This window comes from Paenisporosarcina sp. P5_A11, assembly GCF_056400705.1.
Genome location: NZ_JBFUKT010000027.1, coordinates 1 through 20,577, shown reverse-complemented (window position 1 = coordinate 20,577; position 20,577 = coordinate 1). Strand labels below are relative to the sequence as shown.

Below are 20,577 nucleotides of genomic sequence, written 5' to 3'. Positions count from 1 at the left end.
CACATTGTTCGGCTTTTTCAAAGTGATGGAGAAAATATAATATTGTAAGAAGGTGTCATCAACAAAAAAGGCTTTTGGCGGCAGCCAAAAGCAGTAATCAAGGTTTTTTAATTAAAGTGAGTTGTATCTTCAGCGGTTTTATGTTTCATTGGCTTTCAATAAATGGCAGGATGACTTCATTGAAGGTTGTGTCATTGATGAGTACCCTATTGAGATGAAAGTTGTCATCAGTTGGTCTTATGGTTTGAGGTGCCAAGATATAACCCGCCTCAAGTCCTTGTTCCCTTATTACTTCAGATGTAGAGTCATCGGTATTCCCATAGGGGTATGCGAAACTGCGAACAGTGACTCCAAGTTCTTGCTCAATGGTTTGGATACTTTTTTGCAAGTCGTGCTTGAATGTTTCTCTATTTTCGGCTAGAAGAAAAACTGGCGTTTCGTCTTCGAATCGATGCATATCGTAAGTGTGGGACCCAAAACTGGCCAGCCCACTTTTTTGCATTTCTCGTAGTTCATCCCATGTGGTCATTTTAAGGTTATTAAAATCTTTGTCCCCTACATGTCCAGCAATCACGAACAATGTAAATGGAACTCCTGCCTCTTTCAAAATAGGGAATGCATGTTCATAGACGGAATAGTCTATGTCGTCAAAAGAAATCCAAATACATTTATCAGGGAAATCTCCTGAATTCTTGGCTTGTAATAATTCATCTTCCGATAAAAAAACCGCACCGGCATCGGTTAATGCGTTCAATTGATGCTGAAGCTCAGTTGTTAACATGCTATATTTTACAAGTTCATCGGAATTCAGAAACCATCTTGTTGATTGAGTAAGTACGTTGTCCTTTAGGACGCGATGATAATTTAAACCGATACAGCCATCTGTCTCCAGTTCATTCGAGAACGACATGGATGGTTCGTCCTGAGCGAAAATCAAGGTTTTAATTTCTTTACTAAACAAAATTATAAGCCCGATAAGGCTAATAATACCGAAAAATATAAGTGTTTTTTTCATGAATATTTTTCCTCTTCTAAAGAAATAATCGGGTTTTCGGCAAAGACTATATAATCTGTAGTTTGAAGTTTTTCTATATTTTCTTTATCCATTAATTGCAGAGACATCAAATCATCATTCGTTACATTCTCTGGATACGTCCGACGAGTTAGAGATCCAAAGCGCTTTTTGTTATAGAATCGATTTACACAAAATAAAAGATAAAAAGTAATGAACAGAATTAAGCCAAATAGAGACAGTAATTGAACTTGGCCATTGGTCGTATTGAATGAAGAATTCAGTACTCGAGTAAGGGGATTACTAAACCCAAAGCTAGCAGACAAAATAAATATCATTACAATTAAGGTATAGCACCAAAAAAATAGAGTTATGATTATATCGATAAAGAATCTGAGGTTTGAACGATTACCATCGATGATTACGATTTCTTTAGACCCCGGTCGGGACTGCTCCATACCGCGTAACCCCCTTTTCTACGAGATTTAATGGCTCTCGGTACAGCTGCCATGACAACCGCTGTATTCACCATCCAATAAATAGAGGGATACCAAGCCGCCCAAAAATAATATTTCAGGACGCGGTTATATCTTGAATCAATTACTAGAGCAATAAAGAGTTGAATCATGCTGATGAAGACAAGTGAAAATGATGTCAGTGTGAACCAGATAAATAAGTCTTGAACTTGGTCAGCTGAAAATACGAGCATGACAGTGACGAAAAGCCAACAAAAAGCCCAAATTGTACTGATACACTGTTCGAGAAAAATGGGCCATAAACGTCTTTGTTTCCAGCTGAATAATATGCGCCAATGACGAAGGACAACTTCTTGCCCCCCTTGTGCCCAGCGTATCCGTTGCTTCCAAATGCCCGACAAAGTTTCCGGTACTAGCATCCAACATATCGCGCGCGGTTCGTAACGAACATCCCAAAAGCGTTTTTGTAATTTCCAGCTAACCGCAATGTCCTCTGTAATCATATCGCGGTCCCATAATCCGACGTCGACAAGTGCTTTTTTTCGAAAAGTAACGACTACTCCAGACACGGTCATTACTTTCCCTATTAATCTTTGTGTACGTTTAATTGCGCCAATAATGGACGCATATTCAACTAGCTGCATTCGACTCAATAATGTATTTCGATTGCGAATACTTGGACTACCCGTTACAGCTCCTACACGTTCTCCTTTAATGAAGAACTGACGAATCATATAATAGGGAGCAGTATCCGAAAGAAGTGCATCAGCATCAACACATACTAGATACTCTGAACGAGACGCGAACAAGCCAACTTGTAAGGCATTTGCCTTTCCACGGTTTTGTTGAAGTTGTATAACTCTTACGTTGTTGTAGAGTTTTGATAACCTCTCCATAATTACTGACGTTTGATCAATAGAACCATCATTAATTAAAAGTATTTCTTTCTTTGGATAAGAGAGCCCAGAAAGGTTCTGTACGGTCTCTTCAATCGTTTCCTCTTCATTGTAGCAAGGGACGAGAATACTGATCATCGGCCAATCAAATCCATCTATATCTAATGTGTCATTTTTAGGTTCTTTTGTCTGCAGGAAGAGAAGAGAGCCTGCCATCCAAAAAAGAGCCATAATAAATGGATACCAAAAAACAAAACTAGTAACAACTCCGTATGGCCCTGTGAAAAATTCCATATATTTACCAACTTTCCTCACTTAACTAACTTCATAAATATATATTACTATATTAATTACAGCGAATGGAATTAATAATATGCTTTTTTATCACTTTTCCCAAAATGTATATAAAGTGTTAACGATAGATATTGATAGGTTAAAAAATAAGGTTAAAACTAAAAAATACTATATTTTCAGTAAATTCAGACTATACAAAGCCTTGGAAGATTGGTAGAATATAACTATAGGAGACATAAAGGGGATTTTCTGTTGAACTGTGATTCAAATTGGATTGACAATCAAGCTTTGTCGCTTGAATCAGTTTTTATTGGGGATTATAAATCGAAGATTACGACAACCCATGGCATTTATTATTCATGTTTGACTGTGCACGATTTACTGAATAGAGCATGCATAAGGTATGCTTCTACGATGGAAGGACGTATACAGGCAACCAGAATATTCATGAATTATCCTAAAAAAACATCAATTCTCATTGAACCAACTGAGATCGGTGCTTTTCCAACTATGTCTTATCAACATGCAGAATGTGTGTGGCTGTTTAACCACCATTTTCACGTTAAGGAATTAGACAAGGGCAATTCACTGGTGACATTTAGGAATGGCACGTCGCTTACTGTACATGTTTCAAAACACGTCCTGTTAAAACAACAACATAGACTGCATTTCACCCTAGACACCTATCGCATTATTCAGCGTGATAAGAAACGATACATAGCAAACGATGACGAATAATTGATTTAGTTTCACAACTAGTTTAAGAATATTGTAAGGATGAAAGTTTGCCAAGTGCTGAAAATAAAAGTTGTCTCCTATACCTTTTATTTAGCAAAAACCAAAGCTTTTCAACGAATCTTAAAAGAAGAGGTTCTAGTCAAAAATTCACCATCATGTCGATTTCGCTGGCTGATTTTTAATAGAACCTCATAAGAATGAGTTAAGTTGTCAGAATGCTTCTCAGTTTTAGTAAAGTACGTTCTCTTTTTTTCTTGACTCCTGCTTTGGTGATGCCAAGATTCAGAGCTACTTCATCCAAAGAACTACGGTTGACAAACAACAAATGTATGAGTTCCTGCTCTACTAAGTTTAGTTGAGATAATGAATTTACTAGTTCTTCCGTATCCAAAGATGACTCGGCTGGTTTATTTAATAGGATTTCAAGTGTTTGATCTTCTGCAGGTATGATGTTTTCTTCGATTGCCGCTTTCTTTAATTCATCTAACAAACTGCCATAAATACTGCGATAAGCAAATGGCGCAAAATCCCCTTTTGATGAGTCATATCTTTGCCAAGCTTTCCACAGTCCAACTCTTCCAACTTGCAAGAATGCGTCATGGTTTTTATAGATGTGAACTTTGCGCATACAAGCATGAATCATTGGTTCGAACTGGTTCAATACGTCCTCATAAGTCTCCATTTTAATCTGCCTTGCCAATGTGCACATTAGGGTTATTCCTAGGTAGCAACAGTGTAAGACATCTAAATTTGGAGTTCCAACGAGTATTTTTGACGTTTGATGCCTAGAAATAGAAGGTTTTCCACTAGCAATGAAAAATACAAAAGTATATGTGAAATATCCAGGAGGAATCTATTGTCTAAAAACACACGATTCTTTTTCATTGAAATAAGGTTTTATTTGATCTTGTTAGTAGCCGCCTTTTCTTGTTTCTTGAGGTTTCTTTCGTTCACTTACATTCAATTATTTAAACAAATTGTGTTTCTTTGATTCATAGTGTTTCATAAATTGGTCGAAATCATTTTCGTAGTCGTCCACTGTTTTATGTTCAAGGTTATTAAGTGTTGAAGCCTCAAAAGTTTTGAGTAATTCTTGTGCGCTTTGGAGACGCTCCATGTCTTGATCTACAATCTGATCACCTCGCGCTTTGCGATGAACTTCGTATAATACACGACGAATGTCGTAATCAAAATTGAACGTTATGGAGGCAGAGGTATCTCCGGCAGGTTGTATGTTTAACATGAATCCAGACATATGAAGTAGTTGTTCTCCGAGTTCTTTTTGATTGCCGTCTTTTTTGTATTTCTCGATTGTGTTCTGAAGGGATTGAGTGAGCTGTGCGTGTTCGAGTGAATATGATTTCAATTGTATTTTTTCAAAGTTGGCCTGTTGTTGGATGCTCCAAATAAGTGAAATGCCCAGTACTATTGCAAGTATAATCGAAATAAGTTTCCAGCTATTCATGATAATGCCTCCCTTATTTTCCATTTTACAGGAATAATTTGAGATGTGTAGGTACTTTAGATACTGTATAGAGTTTAGTAGGATTTCAATAAAGAAATCGTATTAGTCACAAACTTTTAGGGTTAAGTTGTAAAATCACAAGTTTAGTGGTGAAAGTAATATTATGAATGAAAAGCACTATTCAGTCGTTTCCCAAAATGGTGTAGAGTAATAGTGAATAGTGCTTTGATTACATAGAAAAGGGAGTTTGCAGCATGACAGGTAAAACACACATCATTGGCGGTTTGGCAGCAAGTCTTGCGTTTGCACAAGTTACGAATTATAATCCAGTACTTTTAGTGGGAGCAGGCGTTATCGGCGCAGTGATTCCAGATATATGCCACGGGGGCAGTAAGGTAGGGCGGGCATTTCCAGTGGTTTCTAAAGTAATTAATGTGCTTTTTGGTCATCGATCATTTACACATAGTTTGCTATTTTTAGTGTTAATGTCGATTCTTATGAACTCATTTGTGACTAATGAATCGGTAACTGCGGGAATTTTAGTAGGAATGGTAAGCCATTTGGTTTTAGATATGGCTACGAGAAATGGCATTAAATTGCTGTTTCCATTGAAGATTAGAGTACGATTCCCTCTGACAACAAGGACTGGGGGAACGGTGGAGTCTTTGGTGTTGGCTGCACTATCGCTACTTTCAGTGTATTTTGGGTACGAGGCGTTCGGGTATTATTTATAAGATGGCTTTGTGTTTATGTTAAGTAAGTTTATAAGGTTATTAAGAGTGGCTGAAATATGATATTCAGCTACTTTTTTTGCGGTAAAAATGACCAATATACCATAAATCTGTATGGGTATATAGCTTCAATTAATCTAATAATTGATACTTTTTATGTTCATTCCTTTATATTTAAGATGGAATCTTTAGGGGTATTTGGAAGAAATGTCATAAGCGCTTATTGGTTTTACTTTCTAATAAAAAATATGGAGGTTTTGTAGGTGATGAAATGGAAAATGAAGATAGCTTTGTCGGTTTTGACTTTGTCGCTAATTTTACCGTTGTCTGCAGATGCAGCTGGTAAATTTTCAGACGTGGGTCCGCGTTTCGAGGATGAAATTGAGTATTTAGTATCTCGGAATGTAACGAAAGGGTATAGCAATGGTACTTTCGGAGTTAATGCGCCTGTCACTAGAGGAGAAGCTGTTACGATGATTGTCCGAGAAATGGGTATTCGTATGGATGGCGCCCCAGATCCAGGATTTACTGATTTTAAAAGAGGGGATGGCTTTTATACAGAAGTAGTCCATGCCGTTAAACATGGCATAATCCAAGGGAAGGTTGCCTCGGATGGTTCTCGCTATTTTGATGCTAAAGGGCCGTTGTCAAGATCTGAAATGTCCATCATTTTGGCAGGGGCATACAATATCCCGCTTGATCGTTTAGATGTAGGGTTTAAAGATGTATCTTCTACTATGTCGTCAAAACCTGCTATAAATGCAGTGGCAAATGGTGGAGTTGCATCTGGCTATGAAGATGGAAAATTTAAACCGTTTGCATCCATTACTCGTCAAGAATTCGCCGCTATGTTGGCTCGAACTTTGAGCAAAGAGTTTAATCCGATGGGGATGGAATTTGTTAATTATGATGAGGAAACCCATCAAAGAGTGGATGTTGATTGGTTGACTACACAGGAATTGGATGGAATGGAAAAAGAGCTTTTTGATATCATCAATAGTGTACGAAAAAATAAAGGTTATCAGCCACTCAAGTTAAACGAACGTTTTCAAGAAATGGCTGGACTAAAAGCGAGAGCCTCAGCACGATATCCATATGAAGATTATGTCATGCAAACGAATTTCTATGAAGTGAAGTATGGTGAAAAGTTGAATGTGGAGTATAAAGAAAGATATGCAAGTGGATCAGTAGAGTCTGCCTTTAGGACTGTCTCAACAAAATCTATGAATGTACCTTATGCTTTTGAAGCTGCTCAGAAGGAACTTGGCATTGGTGTGGCACAACAAATGGATGGAACATTTATATGGGTACTGAACTTCGTATATGAATAAGGTTAATTGTCGTAAGGACTTCCAAATGTACTGAACCCTAAAAGTTAGACCGAAATATTTAAGCAGCTAGTTGACTGGTATGGAGACGGTATTCAACCGGGCTCATGCCAGTCAATTTTGCTTTTATCCGTTCATTGTTATAGTAATAAATATACTTATTCACTGCTTGCTTCAGCTCTTCAAAAGAGAGATAAACTTTCCCGTAATACATTTCCTGTTTCATTATGCTGAAGAAGTTTTCCATAAGCGAATTATCCAGACAGTTTCCTTTTCGGGACATACTTTGGAATATCCCGTTATCTTTTAGCTTCTTTACATATGACTTCATTTGATACCCCCAACCCTGGTCAGAGTGTATCGTCGTTCGATAGGTGCAGTCTTTTGATATTTCTATTGCTTCATCCAAGGCATCCATGATGGCTTTTGCGTTTGGGCGTTCTGAGAGCCTGTAGGATAAAATCTCACTATTAAACATATCTAAGAACGGATCTAAATAAGCCTTCTTAATGATTAACTTCCCATTCGCATTCGTCTCGTAATATTTAAATTCGGTTGTATCAGTCGTTAGTTTTTGATATGGGATGATTGTATAAAATCTACGATTGACAAGGTTTTTTGAAGTCGTGCCAACTGTTCCTTTGTACGTACTATATTTCCTAGACTTCCGTGTGAAGGATTTGCATGTCATGTCAAGCTTATTAGTAATCCGAAGGATCTTTTTGTGATTTACGCAATAGCCTCTCTTGCGTAAATCTATATCAATTCGACGATAACCGTAATTTCCATCATGCTTGTCTACAATCTCCTTGATCATGTTTTCAATCTCTTCATCTGGATTAGGTTCGTTAAATCGCTTTTGCCAATACATATAGGTGGCCTTTGGAAAATCTGTTGCTTCAAGAATAACGGCTAATTTGAATTCTTTTCTGAGTTCATGGATGACTCTGGATTCTGTTTTAGCAGTCGGCTCGGAATATTTATCCCTGAAGCTCGGAGCTTTTTTAAATAGGCATTTTCCGCACGAAGTAATTCTATTTCTTTTAAAAGCTGTTGTTCCTTCGTCAATTTTTTCACGTTCTTTTTCTTCTTTGGATTGTTAGACATTGATCGACGCCCCTTTGATTTAGAGAGCCCTTCAACACCTTCAGTTTGCCATTTCCTCAACCAATTAATAATCATAGTCGGTTCAGTCATGCCAAATTTTCTAGCCACTTCTTCAAAGGAATCTCTTGTTCTTAACTTATAGTTTAGGACATCTAATTTAAATTGAACAGGATAACTCGCATCTGCCTCTTTAGTAACCAAGCCCTGTTTCCCAAATTCTTGAAACGCACTGACCCATTTTCTTATATTCGTTTTACTTGGAACTCCAAATCTAGTAGCCAGGGCAGCATATCCACCTTCACCAGCTAAATAAGCGTGAACAACTTTTCGCTTGAATCCTTCATCATATTTGACCACAAAAAAACACCTCAAAAGTTAGATTTGGTGGTCTAACTTTCGGGGTGCAGTACAAAAAGGAGTCCTTTTTTTTGAAAAGATTTAAGTTGTAAATTGTTAATTTATTGAAGTTAATAATGATATGTTATAATTTCCAATAAATAGCATGGAAAATTGAAAGAGAACTGGGTAAAGAGAACACGCAGGCTTTATATAATTATTTAATAACGAATTCTATCGATTTGACAGATAGCTGGATGGATTTAAGATTACCAAAAAAAGGATCGCATTATTCAGTGGATGCATCCACTGAAATTGTCGAGAGAATTAAAAAACAGAACATTACATACGTAAGAGTGATTGCAGATTCACTTTTGCAATCTGAAGAAGAAATGAGAAAGAGTGTGCTTGCTTGGACGAGTCAAACTGCAACGGATCGTGCTAATTCCGATACGTCCTTAAGTGAAGTTGCGGAGCAACTTAGAAATTTTCGGAGGGTATATTGGCAGTATATCGAAATATTTATGGAAACTTCGTCAGTGAAAATCCCTCTTTCTAATCGAGTAGGGGTGTTGCCATTGATTGGAGATATCGATTCGATTAGAGCAAATTGTATTTTGGATAGTACATTAACGCAAAGTCTAAAACTAGGGATACAGTCATTAATCATTGATTTATCAGGCGTTCCTGTAATGGATACACATGTGGCAAACCAGATTTTCAAGGTCATTGCTTCGTTGCGTCTTGTGGGAATGGTCGCTACTCTTTCTGGCATAAGCCCAGTAGTAGCACAAACTGCTGTTCAACTGGGGATTGATTTTAAAGACAGTCCAACTTTTGGATCTTTAAAACAGGCTATTAAAACTCTCCAAGAAAAAGGAATGATTTAAGAGGTTAAAGTCAGGGAGGTTGGAGTTATACAGAAAAAATATCTTTTCAAGCTGAATATAAAGATGAACGAATTACCTTGCCTTCGCTTTTAGAGATAGATACAGTACTTGCAGATCACGATCAATATGTCATTACAAACGGACAATTTGATTATAAGTGGATTGAAGGCTTTAAAGCTAAACATGAATAGTTTTGTGTCTTCGAGTATGAGCTAAGTATGAAAGAAGCAGCTGAAATTGTATCTTCAGCTTATGAAAAGTATAAATTCTTTTGTTCACAGAAAAAGGTCTTTGTTCCAACGAACAAGTATAAATGTTGTGGATGTGTCTGAAACTAGAAAGATGTAGTATACGATTTTGATTATTTTTATTTAATTTCGCATATAAAGATGTAGTTGGGGTATTGAAAAGGAATAGAAGTACGGTTTGCACTTGATGTTAATCGATTAGTAGAGTGGAGGGCGAAGTAGATGAAGACTATGAATCGTGGAATGGTTACAGCATTTTCGGCCATTGGGATAGCGCAAGGGTTGAAAATATTGACTCATAAGAAGATGACAGGAAAATGGGATTGGAAGCAGGCTTTCACGACAGGCGGGATGCCGAGTTCCCATTCGGCTGGTGTAACGGCACTGGCAACATACGTAGCAGCTAATAAAGGAACGCGTCATACGGAGACTGCTTTGGCAGCTGTTTTTGGTGTAATTGTGATGTATGATGCACAAGGAATAAGACGACATACGGGAGAAATCGCGCAGCTGGTCAATAATTTGGAAGACAGCATTGTTGCGATGTCAGGAGATTTCCCAAGCTTTGAATATGTAGAAAGTGAAAAAGAATTAAAGGAACTTCTCGGTCATCAACCGATTGAAGTGCTTGGTGGAGCTATTTTAGGTGGTTTACTTGGACTTATCTCCGCTAAGATTGAAAATGATGAGCGAAGTGTATTGAGAACCTCTCGGTATATGGATTAGGTAGGAATTTCATTATTAATAAATCCAGTTAGCTTACAGTGCTGCTGGATTTTTTTGTGAGGAATTTGGACCCGTTCTAAAGGGTGAGCTGGTGCTCAGTCTGAATTTTTGGGCTTCACGCCTGAAAAAAGAGTGCTGACGTCTGAAAAAAAGGGATTCACGTCTGAAAAATTACGCTTCACGTCTGAAAACATCATATCCAGAAAGCCATCTAACAAAAAGGCCGCCTGTCCTACCGGCAGCAGCAGTCAAAGAATTTCCAAGTAAACCAAAACCCCAAAAACCGTTGAATACCCCCGATCGCTACCGCTTATCGGGTTTTTCTGTGAGTGAGTACTGTTTTAAAGAGTGAACAAATGCTCAGTCTGACTTATTTAGCTTTACGTCTGAAAAAAGAGTGCTGACGTCTGAAAAAAAGGGGAGGACGTCTGAAAAATTATACATCACGTCTGAAAACATCATATCCAGAAAGCCATCTAACAAAAAGGCTGCCTGTCCTACCGGTAGCAGCAGAAAGAATTTCCAAGTAAACCAAAACCCTAAAACCTTTGAATACCCCCGATCGCTACCGCTTATCGGGTTTTTCTGTGAGTGAGTACTGTTTTAAAGAGTGAGCCAATGCTCAGTCTGACTTATTTAGCTTTACGTCTGAAAAAAGAGAGCTGACGTCTGAAAAAAAGGGATTCACGTCTGAAAAATTACGCATCACGTCTGAAAACATCATATCCAGAGTGCCTGAATTATGAAAAGTGAAAAGCGGTCATTACCATCAGAACTTGTGGAGAATTTTCATATTAATTCCCTGTTATTTCACCAGTATTTACAAATCATTCCTTTAAGGAGGTATAAAACAGGTACCTTGAATCGTAAAATGATGATATCAGTGTAAAAATTTGGAGGGGATAACATGAATTTGGGGAGGTATAGATTTCCACAAGTTGAAAGGAATTTTAAAAATCTTGTAAATGGACTGAAACTTTCGGAACGTATGAAGATAGTGAACGATTTTCTAGATAAAAGAAAAGAGAAAAAGGTTAAGAGGGAAAAGGAGCTTGAATCCAGAGAGCGAGAAAGTATAATTGGAACGATTTACGAGATATTTGGATTAACTGCTATTATGTCGGTAACTGTTCTGACGATATTGGGCATCTTAATCATGTCATTTGTTATGACCGATTTTCTTACCTATTTTCGGGATATAGGCTGGCTTACTTTTGGGTTGGCAGGGTTGATGCTTGGGGTAGGGTGGTATAAACCTTATAAAATGTGGAGATTAATCGTGACGATTGTGGGTGCTTTTTTATTAGTTATTACATTTGGTCCACTTGTTATTGAAGCTTATTCGGGTAGGAATCTGATAGATGTTAATTTTAGAAATGGCTATTGGATGACTTTAAAATCCACGATGGTCTTCGTCAGCTATCTAACTTGTGGAACTACGTTTATTGTATGGATGTATTTACTATCGAAAGGGAGACGCAAGAACCCATTGAGAAAATTCAGTTCTGCAAGCACGAAAACAAAGCAAAGAGTGTCTCAGTTAGTCGTGAGAATCAAATCAATTTAATAGGAGTTTATGGAGGCTGAAATTTCATCTTCAGCCGCTTTTTCTGTGACAAGGAAAGTCTCTTCTCTCGTATGCAAAAGCGGATTGCGCCTGTGTTTCATGTTTTATTTATGCAACCAGGGGTAGTGAGTAGTAAAGACTAAGAGGAGATGAAGAAGGATAAAAAGACTTATTATGTTGATATAGCTGCTGAAAGCACTTAACTGAGCCAGTGGATACACCTAGTTTTGTCATTCAGGCTACTGAGCAGGAAGTTCATGTTTTGCAGTCGGTTTTTGATGACAAGCATAAAGCAGACCTAGAAACTTATGTTCGAGCACATATTCCATTTCGTGAGTACCATAAAGATCCTGAAAATGATTATTATGATGCTGCGCAAAAAGTGCTATATGCGATTATTTATCACTTAGGCGATGATGCTGCAAGGCACCACATTGATGAGATGGGAATTTTAACAGATCGTAAATCGGATGACCCTAAAGAGATTCGTGATTTTAGATAGTAATGAAGAAAGCGACTAATTAATTTTAGTCGCTTTTTTTGTTGGAAAAATGGTTTTCGGGAAGCTTTGAAAATCACATAAATATATGGGACGTGACTGCGTCACACCCCAATCTTGCGACTTGGATACTTTCGCCGCTATCCTACAACCTCGAATATTTTCTTAATGAGAGAAGCAATTCTTAAATAAATCATTCCTATGTGCCTTATTAATGAACTTCTTCCTTTAACTCCGCAATATCCACTTCAGATCGCTCTTCTAGGGAATGTCTTAAATGGACGGTCGCCATTTTGCCGTTTTCGTGGATTTGATCAATCCAAACAGAAACACCGTTATACGTAACATCTACTTCGTTTGATGAACCCACAATTTGCTTTACACGATTGATATCCATAATATGTCCTCCTTATGATCGTACTTATTTAATTATTATTGTTCGTGTTAGTTTGGTTTTGAAACACGTAATCATGTAAATGATTTAAAAAAATTATTTGATTAAGAACGCCTATTTCCATACAAACAGACTCTTTAGGGACGATTAAGACAGATTGAGTCTATAATGAGAGGAGATATCTTAACCATCATTGGAGTGAACCACTGCATGTTATATAAAATCAACAAGTTACTGGAAAAATTCATGCCCTTAATGATCCCAACGTCCGTGGTAATTGGGGTGTTGTTGTCCATATATATAAAGGATTTTTCTTTTTTAATACCATGGATTTTTGCTTTTATGACTTTTTCAGGGAGCTTGAATTCAAATTTTGTTTCAATGAAGCAAGCTGTGTTGAATCCTTTACCGCTTGTTTTGGTCCTTTTTATTTTACATATTGTAATGCCACTGTGGGCACTTGGCGTTGGTCATGTCGTATTTAGTGGAGATGCCTACACAATTACAGGCTTAGTACTAGCGATGGCTATTCCTACAGGCATCACCAGTTTTGTATGGGTCTCCATTTATAAAGGGAAAATTGCTTTGACCTTATCCATCATATTAATTGATACGATGTTGTCGCCATTTATTGTGCCTATGACGATGTCATTCCTAGTTGGTGGAAATATTGAAATGGATATAGTCGGTATCACGCAAGGACTGTTTCTGATGATTGTGATTCCCTCAATTGTAGGAATGACTTTAAACCAATTCTTAAAAGAAGGGGTCGCTGGCAGGCTTAGCGCACGTTTATCACCCTTTGCAAAAATAGCTATGAGTTTTGTGGTTATGTTGAATGGAGCAGTTGTTGCACCGTATTTATTGGACATTAATTTTAAATTAGTTGGGATAGCAATTATAGTGTTCTTGGTCGCGTTTAGTGGATATTTATTCGCATTTTTGACAGGAAAGCTGTTCAAGCAAGACAAAGAGACAGTCACTGCGATGATGTTTACTGGAGGCATGAGAAATATCAGTGCTGGTGCTGTTTTGGCGGTATCTTATTTTCCAGCAGCTGTTGCAGTTCCAGTTGTCCTGGGAATGCTTTTTCAACAGGTATTAGCATCGATATATGGATTTGTAATTAAAATTTACTACCTAAAACAAAAAGATGTTGAAAGTATATGACGTGATATAGCTTGGTTATAAACAAGAACTTGTTGCCCGAATGGTTGGAGAAGAGTTTATGATTGTTCTTCCCAATACAAACAAAGAATATGCACGAGTCTTAGCTGAACGAATTCGTATGAATATTGATTCATGCACGAATTACTGTAAGTATCGGAGTTACTACATATGAAAACGAAGACAATTTGAAAAAAATGTTTTCAAAAGCTGACGAAGTTCTTTACCAATCCAAAAAAGCAGGAAGAAATTGCGTTTCAGTCAAGTAATCATTATAAATCGCAAAAACCACTAGATTTTTGTATCTAGTGGTTTTTTGAATAAGGAATGATGAAGTTAATTATACTTCTTAAGGATCAATCATTTTCTCAATGATAAATCTTCAACATAAGAGCCTATTTTTCTTAATTTCTCTTCTATTCCATGAAAACTTTGGGCTTGATCAGGCGGCCTATYGGCTAGTATATACAATGATTCAGCTATACGATTCAACTCTTGCTTGATGTCGTGAAGAGCTGACACTAAATGATAAATGTTTTCTTCTTCCATATGTACCTCCTTATAATCTGTGCCTATTCTTCCATAATATTATTGATAGGATTCCTTAAGAACCATGTTTGTACCTGTAAAATATGGGATTTCTATTTGAAAGCGAGACATATGGTTTAGAAAATGGGTGGAAATCTAATGCAGAGCAATCGATGCAGTATGAAAGTTCGCTGAATAAAGGAAACACAAACGCCTCACCTCCATTAAATCAACAAGGATTCACTACGCATGAGAATACAAGAGGTCTGTATGATGAAGATGTAAACCATAACCAAAATCAGCAATTGCAAGGGCATACAGACTTCTCATATGATGGTGCACGGTTACTAAAGAAGAAATATATGTAGAACATATTTATTTTGATAGTCATACACCACCAATCGAAACAAATGATGAAGAGTTGATTCGTGTTCCAATTACCGAAGAACGTGTAAAAGTCATTAAAGAAAAAGTTGTTACAGGTGAAAGCGTTGTCAGAAAGAGAAGAATATAAAGTACTAATTAAACATCATTTATGCCCTTCTAACTTTATTGCTGGAAGGGTTTTTATAGTGTTCAAAATTTTTCGTTTACTAATTTTTTTATTGGATTTGAGCATGTTAATAATAATGAAAATTTTGAAAGTACGAAAAAATTTTTTCAGCTTGCATGATTTTCTGAAAATCGACCATTCTATTAGTACCAAGGAGGTGAGCAAAATGGCAAACAACAATTCAAGCAATAAATTATCAGTACCTGGTGCAAAACAAGCTTTGGATCAAATGAAGTATGAAATCGCACAAGAATTCGGAGTACAACTAGGTGAAAATGCTACAGCGCGTGCTAACGGTTCCGTTGGCGGAGAAATTACTAAGCGTTTAGTAGCACAAGCCCAAAACCAATTAAAAGGAAATTCATAATAAAAATGCCGGCAGTTCATACTGTCGGCTTTAATTTTGTTATGGACAAAATTTGTGAAAAGTATCTAATTAGAATTGTTTTCAGTAATATAGTTCTTCAACTTTAGATTACTTGCCAAGTGATCCTTGTTTACATAAAAAATTGCAAGACTGACAAAAAGAAGTTTCGGGATGTGAAAATTACGTTAAATAAAATTGCAAGGAAAGCAACAAATTTATTCGTATTATTTTATAAATGTTACAAATTAATGAACATTGTTCATATTTACACAAAGCGACAATTTTTTACAAGACCAATCATTTATGATGTACCTTGTGCAATATTTATCAGCCGAAACTACAAACTAGATTTAAATAAAAATGTATGGAGGATGGAAGATAGATGAGAAGTTTAGATAAGAAAGTAATTTTATTAGGACATATTAAATTGAAACAAAAAATAATGTACAATAGAGCAATGAAATTGGGTAGGACCCATTCCAGTGTAATACTATGTAGTCAAGAGCTTGATATCTTACTAAACAAATATCAAGATCTGCAAATGGCAGAGAATCATTATTCTAAGGTGAGCTAAGAATTCAGTTATATAATAATACTAAGAAAATCCAGTAGCGATTATCGCTACTGGATTTTTGAATTGAAGCTGGCAAGGGAGTTTAACTATATGTGAAAATTGAGATTGTAAGCGTAAACAAAAGGATTTTTACCAGTAGAAGTTATGTTATCCTTATCAAATGTACTAAAAAAACTTCAATAGTACTTATTGTTAAAGTAAGTACCCTAGCCATTTTATTCATTTTAGAAACATCAGAATGTCGAAACAAAATGAAGATAAATTGAATTTGCTGAAAAATCAATTATAGACGTATCAGTAAAATCATGTATGATTAAGAGATAGTTTAAAATATTACTAGATTTTCTCATATGGAGGTTAAGCCTTAATGAAAGTTCTTGGCGTTGATATAGGTGGAACAAAAGTACGCATGGGAATTGTAGGCTCTGATGGTCAAGTATCAGAAGACCTTATAGTACCAACTGAAGTCCCTTTATATCCTTATTTAGAAATGAAGATACTTCAAATATTAAAAGATCATCCTGAGGTACAAGCAATTGGAATTGGTACAAGAGGAATGGTAGACGCAGAAAAAGGCGTCATTACTTTTGAAACTGAAACGTTGCCTGGCTGGCAAGGAACAGAAGTGAAAACATTATTAGAAAAAGCTAGTGGTTTACGTGTAGAAGTGAATAACGATGCAAATTGTGCGAGTCTTGCAGAATCCATGTTAGGAGCAGCAAAAGGCTTCCGACGCACACTTTGTTTAACTTTAGGAACAGGCCTTGGTGGTGGATTCGTTGAGGACGGAATAATCATGAATGGCACACATGGTGGTGCCTGTGAAGTAGGGCACACGATTTTATATCCAGGTGGTCATGTATGTAGTTGTGGTAGACCRGGATGTAGCGAACAATACGTTTCAGGAACTGCATTAAGAAGAATCATCGCAGAACAAAGTATTGTCGATGAAAACAACCAATTAGTCTCACCGAATCATTTATTCCAACTCGCTCTAGAAGGACATACGGTTGCGCAAGCGGTTACACAAAAATTCACGAGTGATTTAGCTATCGTAATTAGTTCGCTTCAAGCAGTACTAGATATGGATTGCGTGGTTATAGGTGGAGGAGTTTCAGATTCAGCTGATAGCTGGTGGGATCTGTTAATGAATGCACTAGAACCGTTGTTATTGAAACCATTAGAAGTGAAAAGAGCGAAATTTGGCAATGAAGCGGGAATGTTGGGTGCAGCCCTGCTAGTGTTATCAGATGAAAAAGAAATCGTATCTAAAAAATAAGCAAAGGTTGTGGATGGGTTGGCAAATCTAGTATTAGAAAATATTACTAAAGTATATGATAATAATGTTCCAGCAGTTTCGAATTTTGATTTAAAAGTTGCAGATCAAGAGTTTATCGTCTTTGTTGGTCCTTCTGGTTGTGGTAAATCGACAACATTACGCATGATCGCAGGTCTTGAAGATATTTCTTCGGGAAATTTCTACATTGATGGCAAAAGAATGAATGATGTAGCACCAAAAGATCGCGATATTGCGATGGTATTCCAAAACTATGCCTTATACCCACATATGTCAGTTTATGAAAATATGGCGTTTGGTTTAAAGTTACGTAAGTTTCCAAAAGATGATATTGATAAACGCGTTAAAAATGCAGCAGAAATTTTAGGTTTAGAAAATTATTTAGACCGTAAACCGAAAGCGCTATCAGGCGGACAACGTCAACGTGTGGCATTAGGTCGTGCGATTGTGCGTGATGCGAAACTGTTCTTGATGGATGAACCTTTATCAAATCTTGATTCCAAATTACGTGTGCAAATGCGTGCAGAAATTGCCAAATTACACTTACGTTTAAAAACGACAACAATTTATGTAACACATGACCAAACAGAAGCAATGACAATGGCTTCTCGGATCGTTGTTATGAAAGACGGACTTGTACAACAAATTGGTACACCAAAAGAAGTATACGATACACCTGATAATGTATTTGTAGGTGGATTTATCGGATCACCTTCTATGAACTTCTTTAACGGTAAAATGGTTAATGGTCAGTTTGTTATAAATGGTACATCAATTGTGATTCCTCCTAACCACGCTACATACTTAAAAGAGCAAGGATACGAAGGCAAAGAATTAATCTTAGGAATTCGTCCTGAACATATTACAAGCGAAGCTCCAATAGGTAGCCAAACTTTACGTTTGAAAGTAGAAGTTTCTGAGCTTACTGGTGCTGAATTAATGGTCTACTCAAATATTGAAGGTCAAGAATTTATTGCACGAATCGAATCAAGTAACCCAGTGCAACCTGGAGAAGCAATTGATTTGTCATTCGACGTAGCAAGAGGTCACTTCTTTGATAAAGAAAGTGAACTACGTATTAAATAGGAGAAGTTTCCTATCCCTAATCATGAAAAAGCGGCTCACACACAATTATGTGTAAGCCGCTTTTTTTGCATCTAATATAGGAATGCTAGTAATTAATATCCTGGTTTTTTAAGGATTTTAAAGATATTTGTTTTATAGTCTTCCACACCTGGTTGATCAAATGGGTTAATTTCTAATAGATACGCGCTGTATGCACAAGATACCATATAGAAATAAAGCAAGTAGCCAATGTTGGTTTCATTAAGTTCTTTAATGGTAAGACCAATTTGTGATACTTCACCAGATAAGTGAGCACTTGAAGTCGCTTCATAACAAGCTAAGTTGAACTCATTCAATGATAAGCCACTTAAATAATTCAACTCATCACCATTGTTTTCTGCTATGAAAACAGAAAGATCATTCGCTTTTTCTTCTATAATAAGGAATGATTCGAATAGGATGCGTTGACCATCTTGAATATATTGTCCAAGAGAATGCAAATCTGTCGAGAAAGAAACAGAAGCTGGGAAAAGGCCTTTTTGTTCTTTTCCTTCACTTTCTCCAAACAATTGTTTCCACCATTCTTGCAAGTAAGAAAGTTTTGGTTCGAATGTTGCTAATATTTCTATGGAGTAATTTTGATTGTATAAATGATTTCGAATGACAGCATATTGAATGGCTGTGTTTGAGTGTATGTCGAATTGTTGGAAGTCTTTTTCAGCATCCCTTGCACCATTTACTAAATCGTGAATAGAATAGCCAGCTACAGCAATTGGAAGCAAGCCAACAGCTGTTAATACAGAATAGCGTCCACCAATGTCAGCTGGTACTTCAAATCGTTGGTATCCTTTTTCTCTAGATAAACTTAGTAACGAACCTTTTTCAGCATCTGTAGTAACAATGATTCTTGAAACAGCATCTTCACCGTAACGATCTTCCATATATTTTTGAAGGAATCGAAACGCAAGAGCAGGTTCAGTGGTTGTACCAGATTTCGAAATGACATTTAGAGTAACCTCTTTGTCATCTAAATATTTCATGAGTTTCGCTAAGTATTCACCACTAACCTGATGACCTGCATATAGCACTTCCGTATCAGGATTAGTGTGGAAATGCGGAGTCAATCCTTCAATAACCGCTTTTGACCCTAAATAAGAACCACCAATTCCGATAACGACTAAGACATCAGAATTTTTACGAATACGGTCAGCCGTTTCTTGAATGTTTTGAAGAAAAGTCTCGCTCATACGGCTTGTCCAATCATGCCATCCTAAAAATTCTGAGCCAACACCTGTTTTATTTTGAAGGTTGTCATGAATAACGTTTAATTTCGCTTCAAGTTCTGGTGACACTAATTCTTGATATTCACCAGAATACGTTAATTCAATAGTCATAGAATTCTCCTTTTGTTTGATCGATTATATTACTTATTGCTAACACCATCTTAACATTTTATGGTTGAAGGGATATGGGTAGGCTTAGCGCTACTAAAATTGCATCTTTGGAAGAATAATAGATGCTTGTTTATTCAATTTTAGGTATATTGTTTTCAAAGAATACTCTTACATGAGAGAATGAGTGTTATGGAAATGAGAGGATGTTGGATTTGTTTTTTCGAATACTTACAGTAATGTGGGCTGTTATTATCCTGGTGGGAAGTTGTACGTCAGATCCACAGCTTTTTATTTATAATCAATATGTGAATTTCGAGTTTCAAAGTGCACCAAATATTAGTCAATTATTCATTATTAGTGATTTTCAATTAAATAGTACGTTCTTTTTGTTTCAGAAGATAGGACACTTTGCAGGTTTTGCACTGCTATTCTTTTTCCTATTTAATTGGATTAAAAATTATAAGGGTACATTCGTTTTATGTTTAATATTTGCTTTGTTAACTGAAATCCTTCAGCTCTATTTCAATCGAAATGGAAGGTTTTATGACGTTGGAGTAGATACTATTGGAATGGTTTTTGGGTATTTCATATGTCATTATTTGTATACAAAAGCAACTTTAAAGAAGGATATCGTCTAGTCAGTTTTTAAAATATACGAAGAAATCTTAAGATATTATTAAATGTTACATGAAATCTATCAAATGTAATCAAATGTAATGAATTTGTTACAAAACTGTAAACCATAAAAGGTTTTGTCGATGTTATGATAATAATAGTTAATTTATCAGAAATTATTGCCATTGGCCAACCGGAGGATTCAACTATATGAAATTACAGTCTCAGTTGTTAAAAGTCATTTCAATGTGTACGATTGCTTTATTTTTATTTATTTCACCTTTCGCAAATCATGCGGATGCAGCTAGTG

The 20,577-nt window shown here is 36.5% G+C and carries 24 protein-coding genes and 2 pseudogenes; 16 read left to right on the top strand and 10 right to left on the bottom strand.

Translation table 11 applies throughout. The features are described 5' to 3' along the window. Positions 1-145: 145 nt before the first annotated feature. The 3 genes from AC1DOS_RS06865 to pgaC are packed head-to-tail and all read right to left on the bottom strand — an operon-like array spanning position 146 to position 2,678. Positions 146-1,015, bottom strand: a complete 870-nt coding sequence (locus AC1DOS_RS06865; RefSeq protein ID WP_477536896.1) for a polysaccharide deacetylase family protein — start codon at positions 1,013-1,015, stop codon at positions 146-148. Then, a complete protein-coding gene (locus AC1DOS_RS06860) occupies positions 1,012-1,470 on the bottom strand; it encodes a PgaD family protein (protein WP_477536895.1) in 459 nt (152 codons plus the stop codon). Before AC1DOS_RS06860 ends, AC1DOS_RS06865 begins: the two co-directional genes overlap by 4 nt. Next, positions 1,434-2,678, bottom strand: a complete 1,245-nt coding sequence (pgaC, locus tag AC1DOS_RS06855) for a poly-beta-1,6-N-acetyl-D-glucosamine synthase (protein WP_477536894.1) — start codon at positions 2,676-2,678, stop codon at positions 1,434-1,436. The genes AC1DOS_RS06860 and pgaC overlap by 37 nt, the downstream gene beginning before the upstream one ends. Before the next feature lie 252 nt (positions 2,679-2,930). Between pgaC and AC1DOS_RS06850 the strand changes: the two genes are divergently transcribed. Then, positions 2,931-3,416: a competence protein ComK gene (locus AC1DOS_RS06850; RefSeq protein ID WP_477536893.1), complete on the top strand. Its 486-nt coding sequence runs from the start codon at positions 2,931-2,933 to the stop codon at positions 3,414-3,416. A gap of 202 nt (positions 3,417-3,618) precedes the next feature. Here AC1DOS_RS06850 and AC1DOS_RS06845 read toward each other — a convergent pair whose 3' ends face one another. Next, entirely contained in the window at positions 3,619-4,098 is a 480-nt protein-coding gene (locus tag AC1DOS_RS06845) for a sigma-70 family RNA polymerase sigma factor (RefSeq protein WP_477536892.1), read from the bottom strand. Between the two features lie 282 nt (positions 4,099-4,380). After that, complete coding sequence (locus AC1DOS_RS06840; RefSeq protein WP_477536891.1) at positions 4,381-4,881, bottom strand: hypothetical protein; 501 nt, start codon at positions 4,879-4,881, stop codon at positions 4,381-4,383. Between the two features lie 254 nt (positions 4,882-5,135). On the opposite strand from AC1DOS_RS06840, the gene AC1DOS_RS06835 reads away from it, so the two are divergent. Next, complete coding sequence (locus AC1DOS_RS06835) at positions 5,136-5,615, top strand: metal-dependent hydrolase (RefSeq protein WP_477536890.1); 480 nt, start codon at positions 5,136-5,138, stop codon at positions 5,613-5,615. Positions 5,616-5,878: 263 nt separating this feature from the next. Then, a complete protein-coding gene (locus AC1DOS_RS06830) occupies positions 5,879-6,943 on the top strand; it encodes an S-layer homology domain-containing protein (protein WP_477536905.1) in 1,065 nt (354 codons plus the stop codon). Between the two features lie 58 nt (positions 6,944-7,001). Here AC1DOS_RS06830 and AC1DOS_RS06825 read toward each other — a convergent pair whose 3' ends face one another. Further along, the gene (locus AC1DOS_RS06825; protein WP_477536904.1) at positions 7,002-7,973 is read right to left on the bottom strand and encodes an IS3 family transposase; all 972 of its coding nucleotides are present in this window, start codon (positions 7,971-7,973) and stop codon (positions 7,002-7,004) included. A 137-nt stretch (positions 7,974-8,110) separates the two neighbouring features. Continuing rightward, positions 8,111-8,404, bottom strand: a pseudogene (locus AC1DOS_RS06820) (transposase); the annotation flags it as partial. Between the two features lie 236 nt (positions 8,405-8,640). Between AC1DOS_RS06820 and AC1DOS_RS06815 the strand changes: the two are divergent. From AC1DOS_RS06815 to AC1DOS_RS06800, 4 genes are all read left to right on the top strand, one after another. Beyond that, positions 8,641-9,273, top strand: coding sequence for an STAS domain-containing protein (locus tag AC1DOS_RS06815; protein ID WP_477536889.1), 633 nt, complete (start codon positions 8,641-8,643; stop codon positions 9,271-9,273). Between the two features lie 470 nt (positions 9,274-9,743). Beyond that, on the top strand, positions 9,744-10,247 hold the full coding sequence (locus AC1DOS_RS06810) for a divergent PAP2 family protein (RefSeq protein ID WP_477536888.1): 504 nt from the start codon (positions 9,744-9,746) through the stop codon (positions 10,245-10,247). Between the two features lie 907 nt (positions 10,248-11,154). Next, on the top strand, positions 11,155-11,814 hold the full coding sequence (locus tag AC1DOS_RS06805; protein ID WP_477536887.1) for a hypothetical protein: 660 nt from the start codon (positions 11,155-11,157) through the stop codon (positions 11,812-11,814). A 262-nt stretch (positions 11,815-12,076) separates the two neighbouring features. Then, positions 12,077-12,316, top strand: coding sequence for a hypothetical protein (locus AC1DOS_RS06800; protein ID WP_477536886.1), 240 nt, complete (start codon positions 12,077-12,079; stop codon positions 12,314-12,316). Positions 12,317-12,524: 208 nt separating this feature from the next. Here the strand turns inward: AC1DOS_RS06800 and AC1DOS_RS06795 are convergent, their stop codons facing one another. After that, the gene (locus AC1DOS_RS06795; protein ID WP_108586065.1) at positions 12,525-12,710 is read right to left on the bottom strand and encodes an H-type small acid-soluble spore protein; all 186 of its coding nucleotides are present in this window, start codon (positions 12,708-12,710) and stop codon (positions 12,525-12,527) included. A 207-nt stretch (positions 12,711-12,917) separates the two neighbouring features. On the opposite strand from AC1DOS_RS06795, the gene AC1DOS_RS06790 reads away from it, so the two are divergent. Both AC1DOS_RS06790 and AC1DOS_RS06785 read left to right on the top strand, forming a co-directional pair. Next, the gene (locus AC1DOS_RS06790; protein ID WP_477536885.1) at positions 12,918-13,877 is read left to right on the top strand and encodes a bile acid:sodium symporter family protein; all 960 of its coding nucleotides are present in this window, start codon (positions 12,918-12,920) and stop codon (positions 13,875-13,877) included. Positions 13,878-13,908: 31 nt separating this feature from the next. Continuing rightward, positions 13,909-14,143 (top strand): annotated as a pseudogene (locus AC1DOS_RS06785) (GGDEF domain-containing protein); the annotation flags it as partial. A gap of 91 nt (positions 14,144-14,234) precedes the next feature. Here AC1DOS_RS06785 and AC1DOS_RS06780 read toward each other — a convergent pair. Then, positions 14,235-14,423: a hypothetical protein gene (locus AC1DOS_RS06780; RefSeq protein WP_477536884.1), complete on the bottom strand. Its 189-nt coding sequence runs from the start codon at positions 14,421-14,423 to the stop codon at positions 14,235-14,237. Positions 14,424-14,506: 83 nt separating this feature from the next. Here AC1DOS_RS06780 and AC1DOS_RS06775 point away from each other — a divergent pair, with 83 nt between their 5' ends. The 6 genes from AC1DOS_RS06775 to AC1DOS_RS06750 all read left to right on the top strand — a co-directional run bounded on the left by AC1DOS_RS06775 (position 14,507) and on the right by AC1DOS_RS06750 (position 18,279). Beyond that, positions 14,507-14,770, top strand: a complete 264-nt coding sequence (locus tag AC1DOS_RS06775) for a hypothetical protein (RefSeq protein WP_477536883.1) — start codon at positions 14,507-14,509, stop codon at positions 14,768-14,770. Further along, complete coding sequence (locus tag AC1DOS_RS06770) at positions 14,761-14,916, top strand: DUF2382 domain-containing protein (RefSeq protein WP_477536903.1); 156 nt, start codon at positions 14,761-14,763, stop codon at positions 14,914-14,916. Before AC1DOS_RS06775 ends, AC1DOS_RS06770 begins: the two co-directional genes overlap by 10 nt. Before the next feature lie 205 nt (positions 14,917-15,121). Beyond that, complete coding sequence (locus AC1DOS_RS06765) at positions 15,122-15,322, top strand: alpha/beta-type small acid-soluble spore protein (RefSeq protein WP_108586059.1); 201 nt, start codon at positions 15,122-15,124, stop codon at positions 15,320-15,322. A 382-nt stretch (positions 15,323-15,704) separates the two neighbouring features. Continuing rightward, on the top strand, positions 15,705-15,896 hold the full coding sequence (locus AC1DOS_RS06760) for an aspartyl-phosphate phosphatase Spo0E family protein (RefSeq protein ID WP_108586058.1): 192 nt from the start codon (positions 15,705-15,707) through the stop codon (positions 15,894-15,896). Positions 15,897-16,263: 367 nt separating this feature from the next. Beyond that, positions 16,264-17,175 carry an ROK family protein gene (locus AC1DOS_RS06755; protein WP_477536882.1) on the top strand — a complete coding sequence of 304 codons (912 nt, stop codon included), beginning with the start codon at positions 16,264-16,266 and terminating at the stop codon, positions 17,173-17,175. Positions 17,176-17,193: 18 nt separating this feature from the next. Beyond that, the gene (locus AC1DOS_RS06750; RefSeq protein ID WP_477536881.1) at positions 17,194-18,279 is read left to right on the top strand and encodes an ABC transporter ATP-binding protein; all 1,086 of its coding nucleotides are present in this window, start codon (positions 17,194-17,196) and stop codon (positions 18,277-18,279) included. Positions 18,280-18,371: 92 nt separating this feature from the next. Here AC1DOS_RS06750 and AC1DOS_RS06745 read toward each other — a convergent pair whose 3' ends face one another. Beyond that, positions 18,372-19,652, bottom strand: coding sequence for a glucose-6-phosphate isomerase (locus AC1DOS_RS06745; protein WP_477536880.1), 1,281 nt, complete (start codon positions 19,650-19,652; stop codon positions 18,372-18,374). A gap of 212 nt (positions 19,653-19,864) precedes the next feature. Here AC1DOS_RS06745 and AC1DOS_RS06740 point away from each other — a divergent pair, with 212 nt between their 5' ends. Further along, positions 19,865-20,290, top strand: coding sequence for a VanZ family protein (locus AC1DOS_RS06740; RefSeq protein WP_477536879.1), 426 nt, complete (start codon positions 19,865-19,867; stop codon positions 20,288-20,290). Positions 20,291-20,577 lie beyond the last annotated feature (287 nt).

Coding starts and splice junctions, on each gene's coding strand:
- AC1DOS_RS06865 (WP_477536896.1), bottom strand. CDS start 1,015: ATGAAAAAAACACTTATATTTTTCGGTATTATTAGCCTTATCGGGCTT.
- AC1DOS_RS06860 (WP_477536895.1), bottom strand. CDS start 1,470: ATGGAGCAGTCCCGACCGGGGTCTAAAGAAATCGTAATCATCGATGGT.
- pgaC (WP_477536894.1), bottom strand. CDS start 2,678: ATGGAATTTTTCACAGGGCCATACGGAGTTGTTACTAGTTTTGTTTTT.
- AC1DOS_RS06845 (WP_477536892.1), bottom strand. CDS start 4,098: ATGGAGACTTATGAGGACGTATTGAACCAGTTCGAACCAATGATTCAT.
- AC1DOS_RS06840 (WP_477536891.1), bottom strand. CDS start 4,881: ATGAATAGCTGGAAACTTATTTCGATTATACTTGCAATAGTACTGGGC.
- AC1DOS_RS06835 (WP_477536890.1), top strand. CDS start 5,136: ATGACAGGTAAAACACACATCATTGGCGGTTTGGCAGCAAGTCTTGCG.
- AC1DOS_RS06830 (WP_477536905.1), top strand. CDS start 5,879: ATGAAATGGAAAATGAAGATAGCTTTGTCGGTTTTGACTTTGTCGCTA.
- AC1DOS_RS06815 (WP_477536889.1), top strand. CDS start 8,641: ATGGATTTAAGATTACCAAAAAAAGGATCGCATTATTCAGTGGATGCA.
- AC1DOS_RS06810 (WP_477536888.1), top strand. CDS start 9,744: ATGAAGACTATGAATCGTGGAATGGTTACAGCATTTTCGGCCATTGGG.
- AC1DOS_RS06805 (WP_477536887.1), top strand. CDS start 11,155: ATGAATTTGGGGAGGTATAGATTTCCACAAGTTGAAAGGAATTTTAAA.
- AC1DOS_RS06795 (WP_108586065.1), bottom strand. CDS start 12,710: ATGGATATCAATCGTGTAAAGCAAATTGTGGGTTCATCAAACGAAGTA.
- AC1DOS_RS06790 (WP_477536885.1), top strand. CDS start 12,918: ATGTTATATAAAATCAACAAGTTACTGGAAAAATTCATGCCCTTAATG.
- AC1DOS_RS06775 (WP_477536883.1), top strand. CDS start 14,507: ATGGGATTTCTATTTGAAAGCGAGACATATGGTTTAGAAAATGGGTGG.
- AC1DOS_RS06765 (WP_108586059.1), top strand. CDS start 15,122: ATGGCAAACAACAATTCAAGCAATAAATTATCAGTACCTGGTGCAAAA.
- AC1DOS_RS06760 (WP_108586058.1), top strand. CDS start 15,705: ATGAGAAGTTTAGATAAGAAAGTAATTTTATTAGGACATATTAAATTG.
- AC1DOS_RS06745 (WP_477536880.1), bottom strand. CDS start 19,652: ATGACTATTGAATTAACGTATTCTGGTGAATATCAAGAATTAGTGTCA.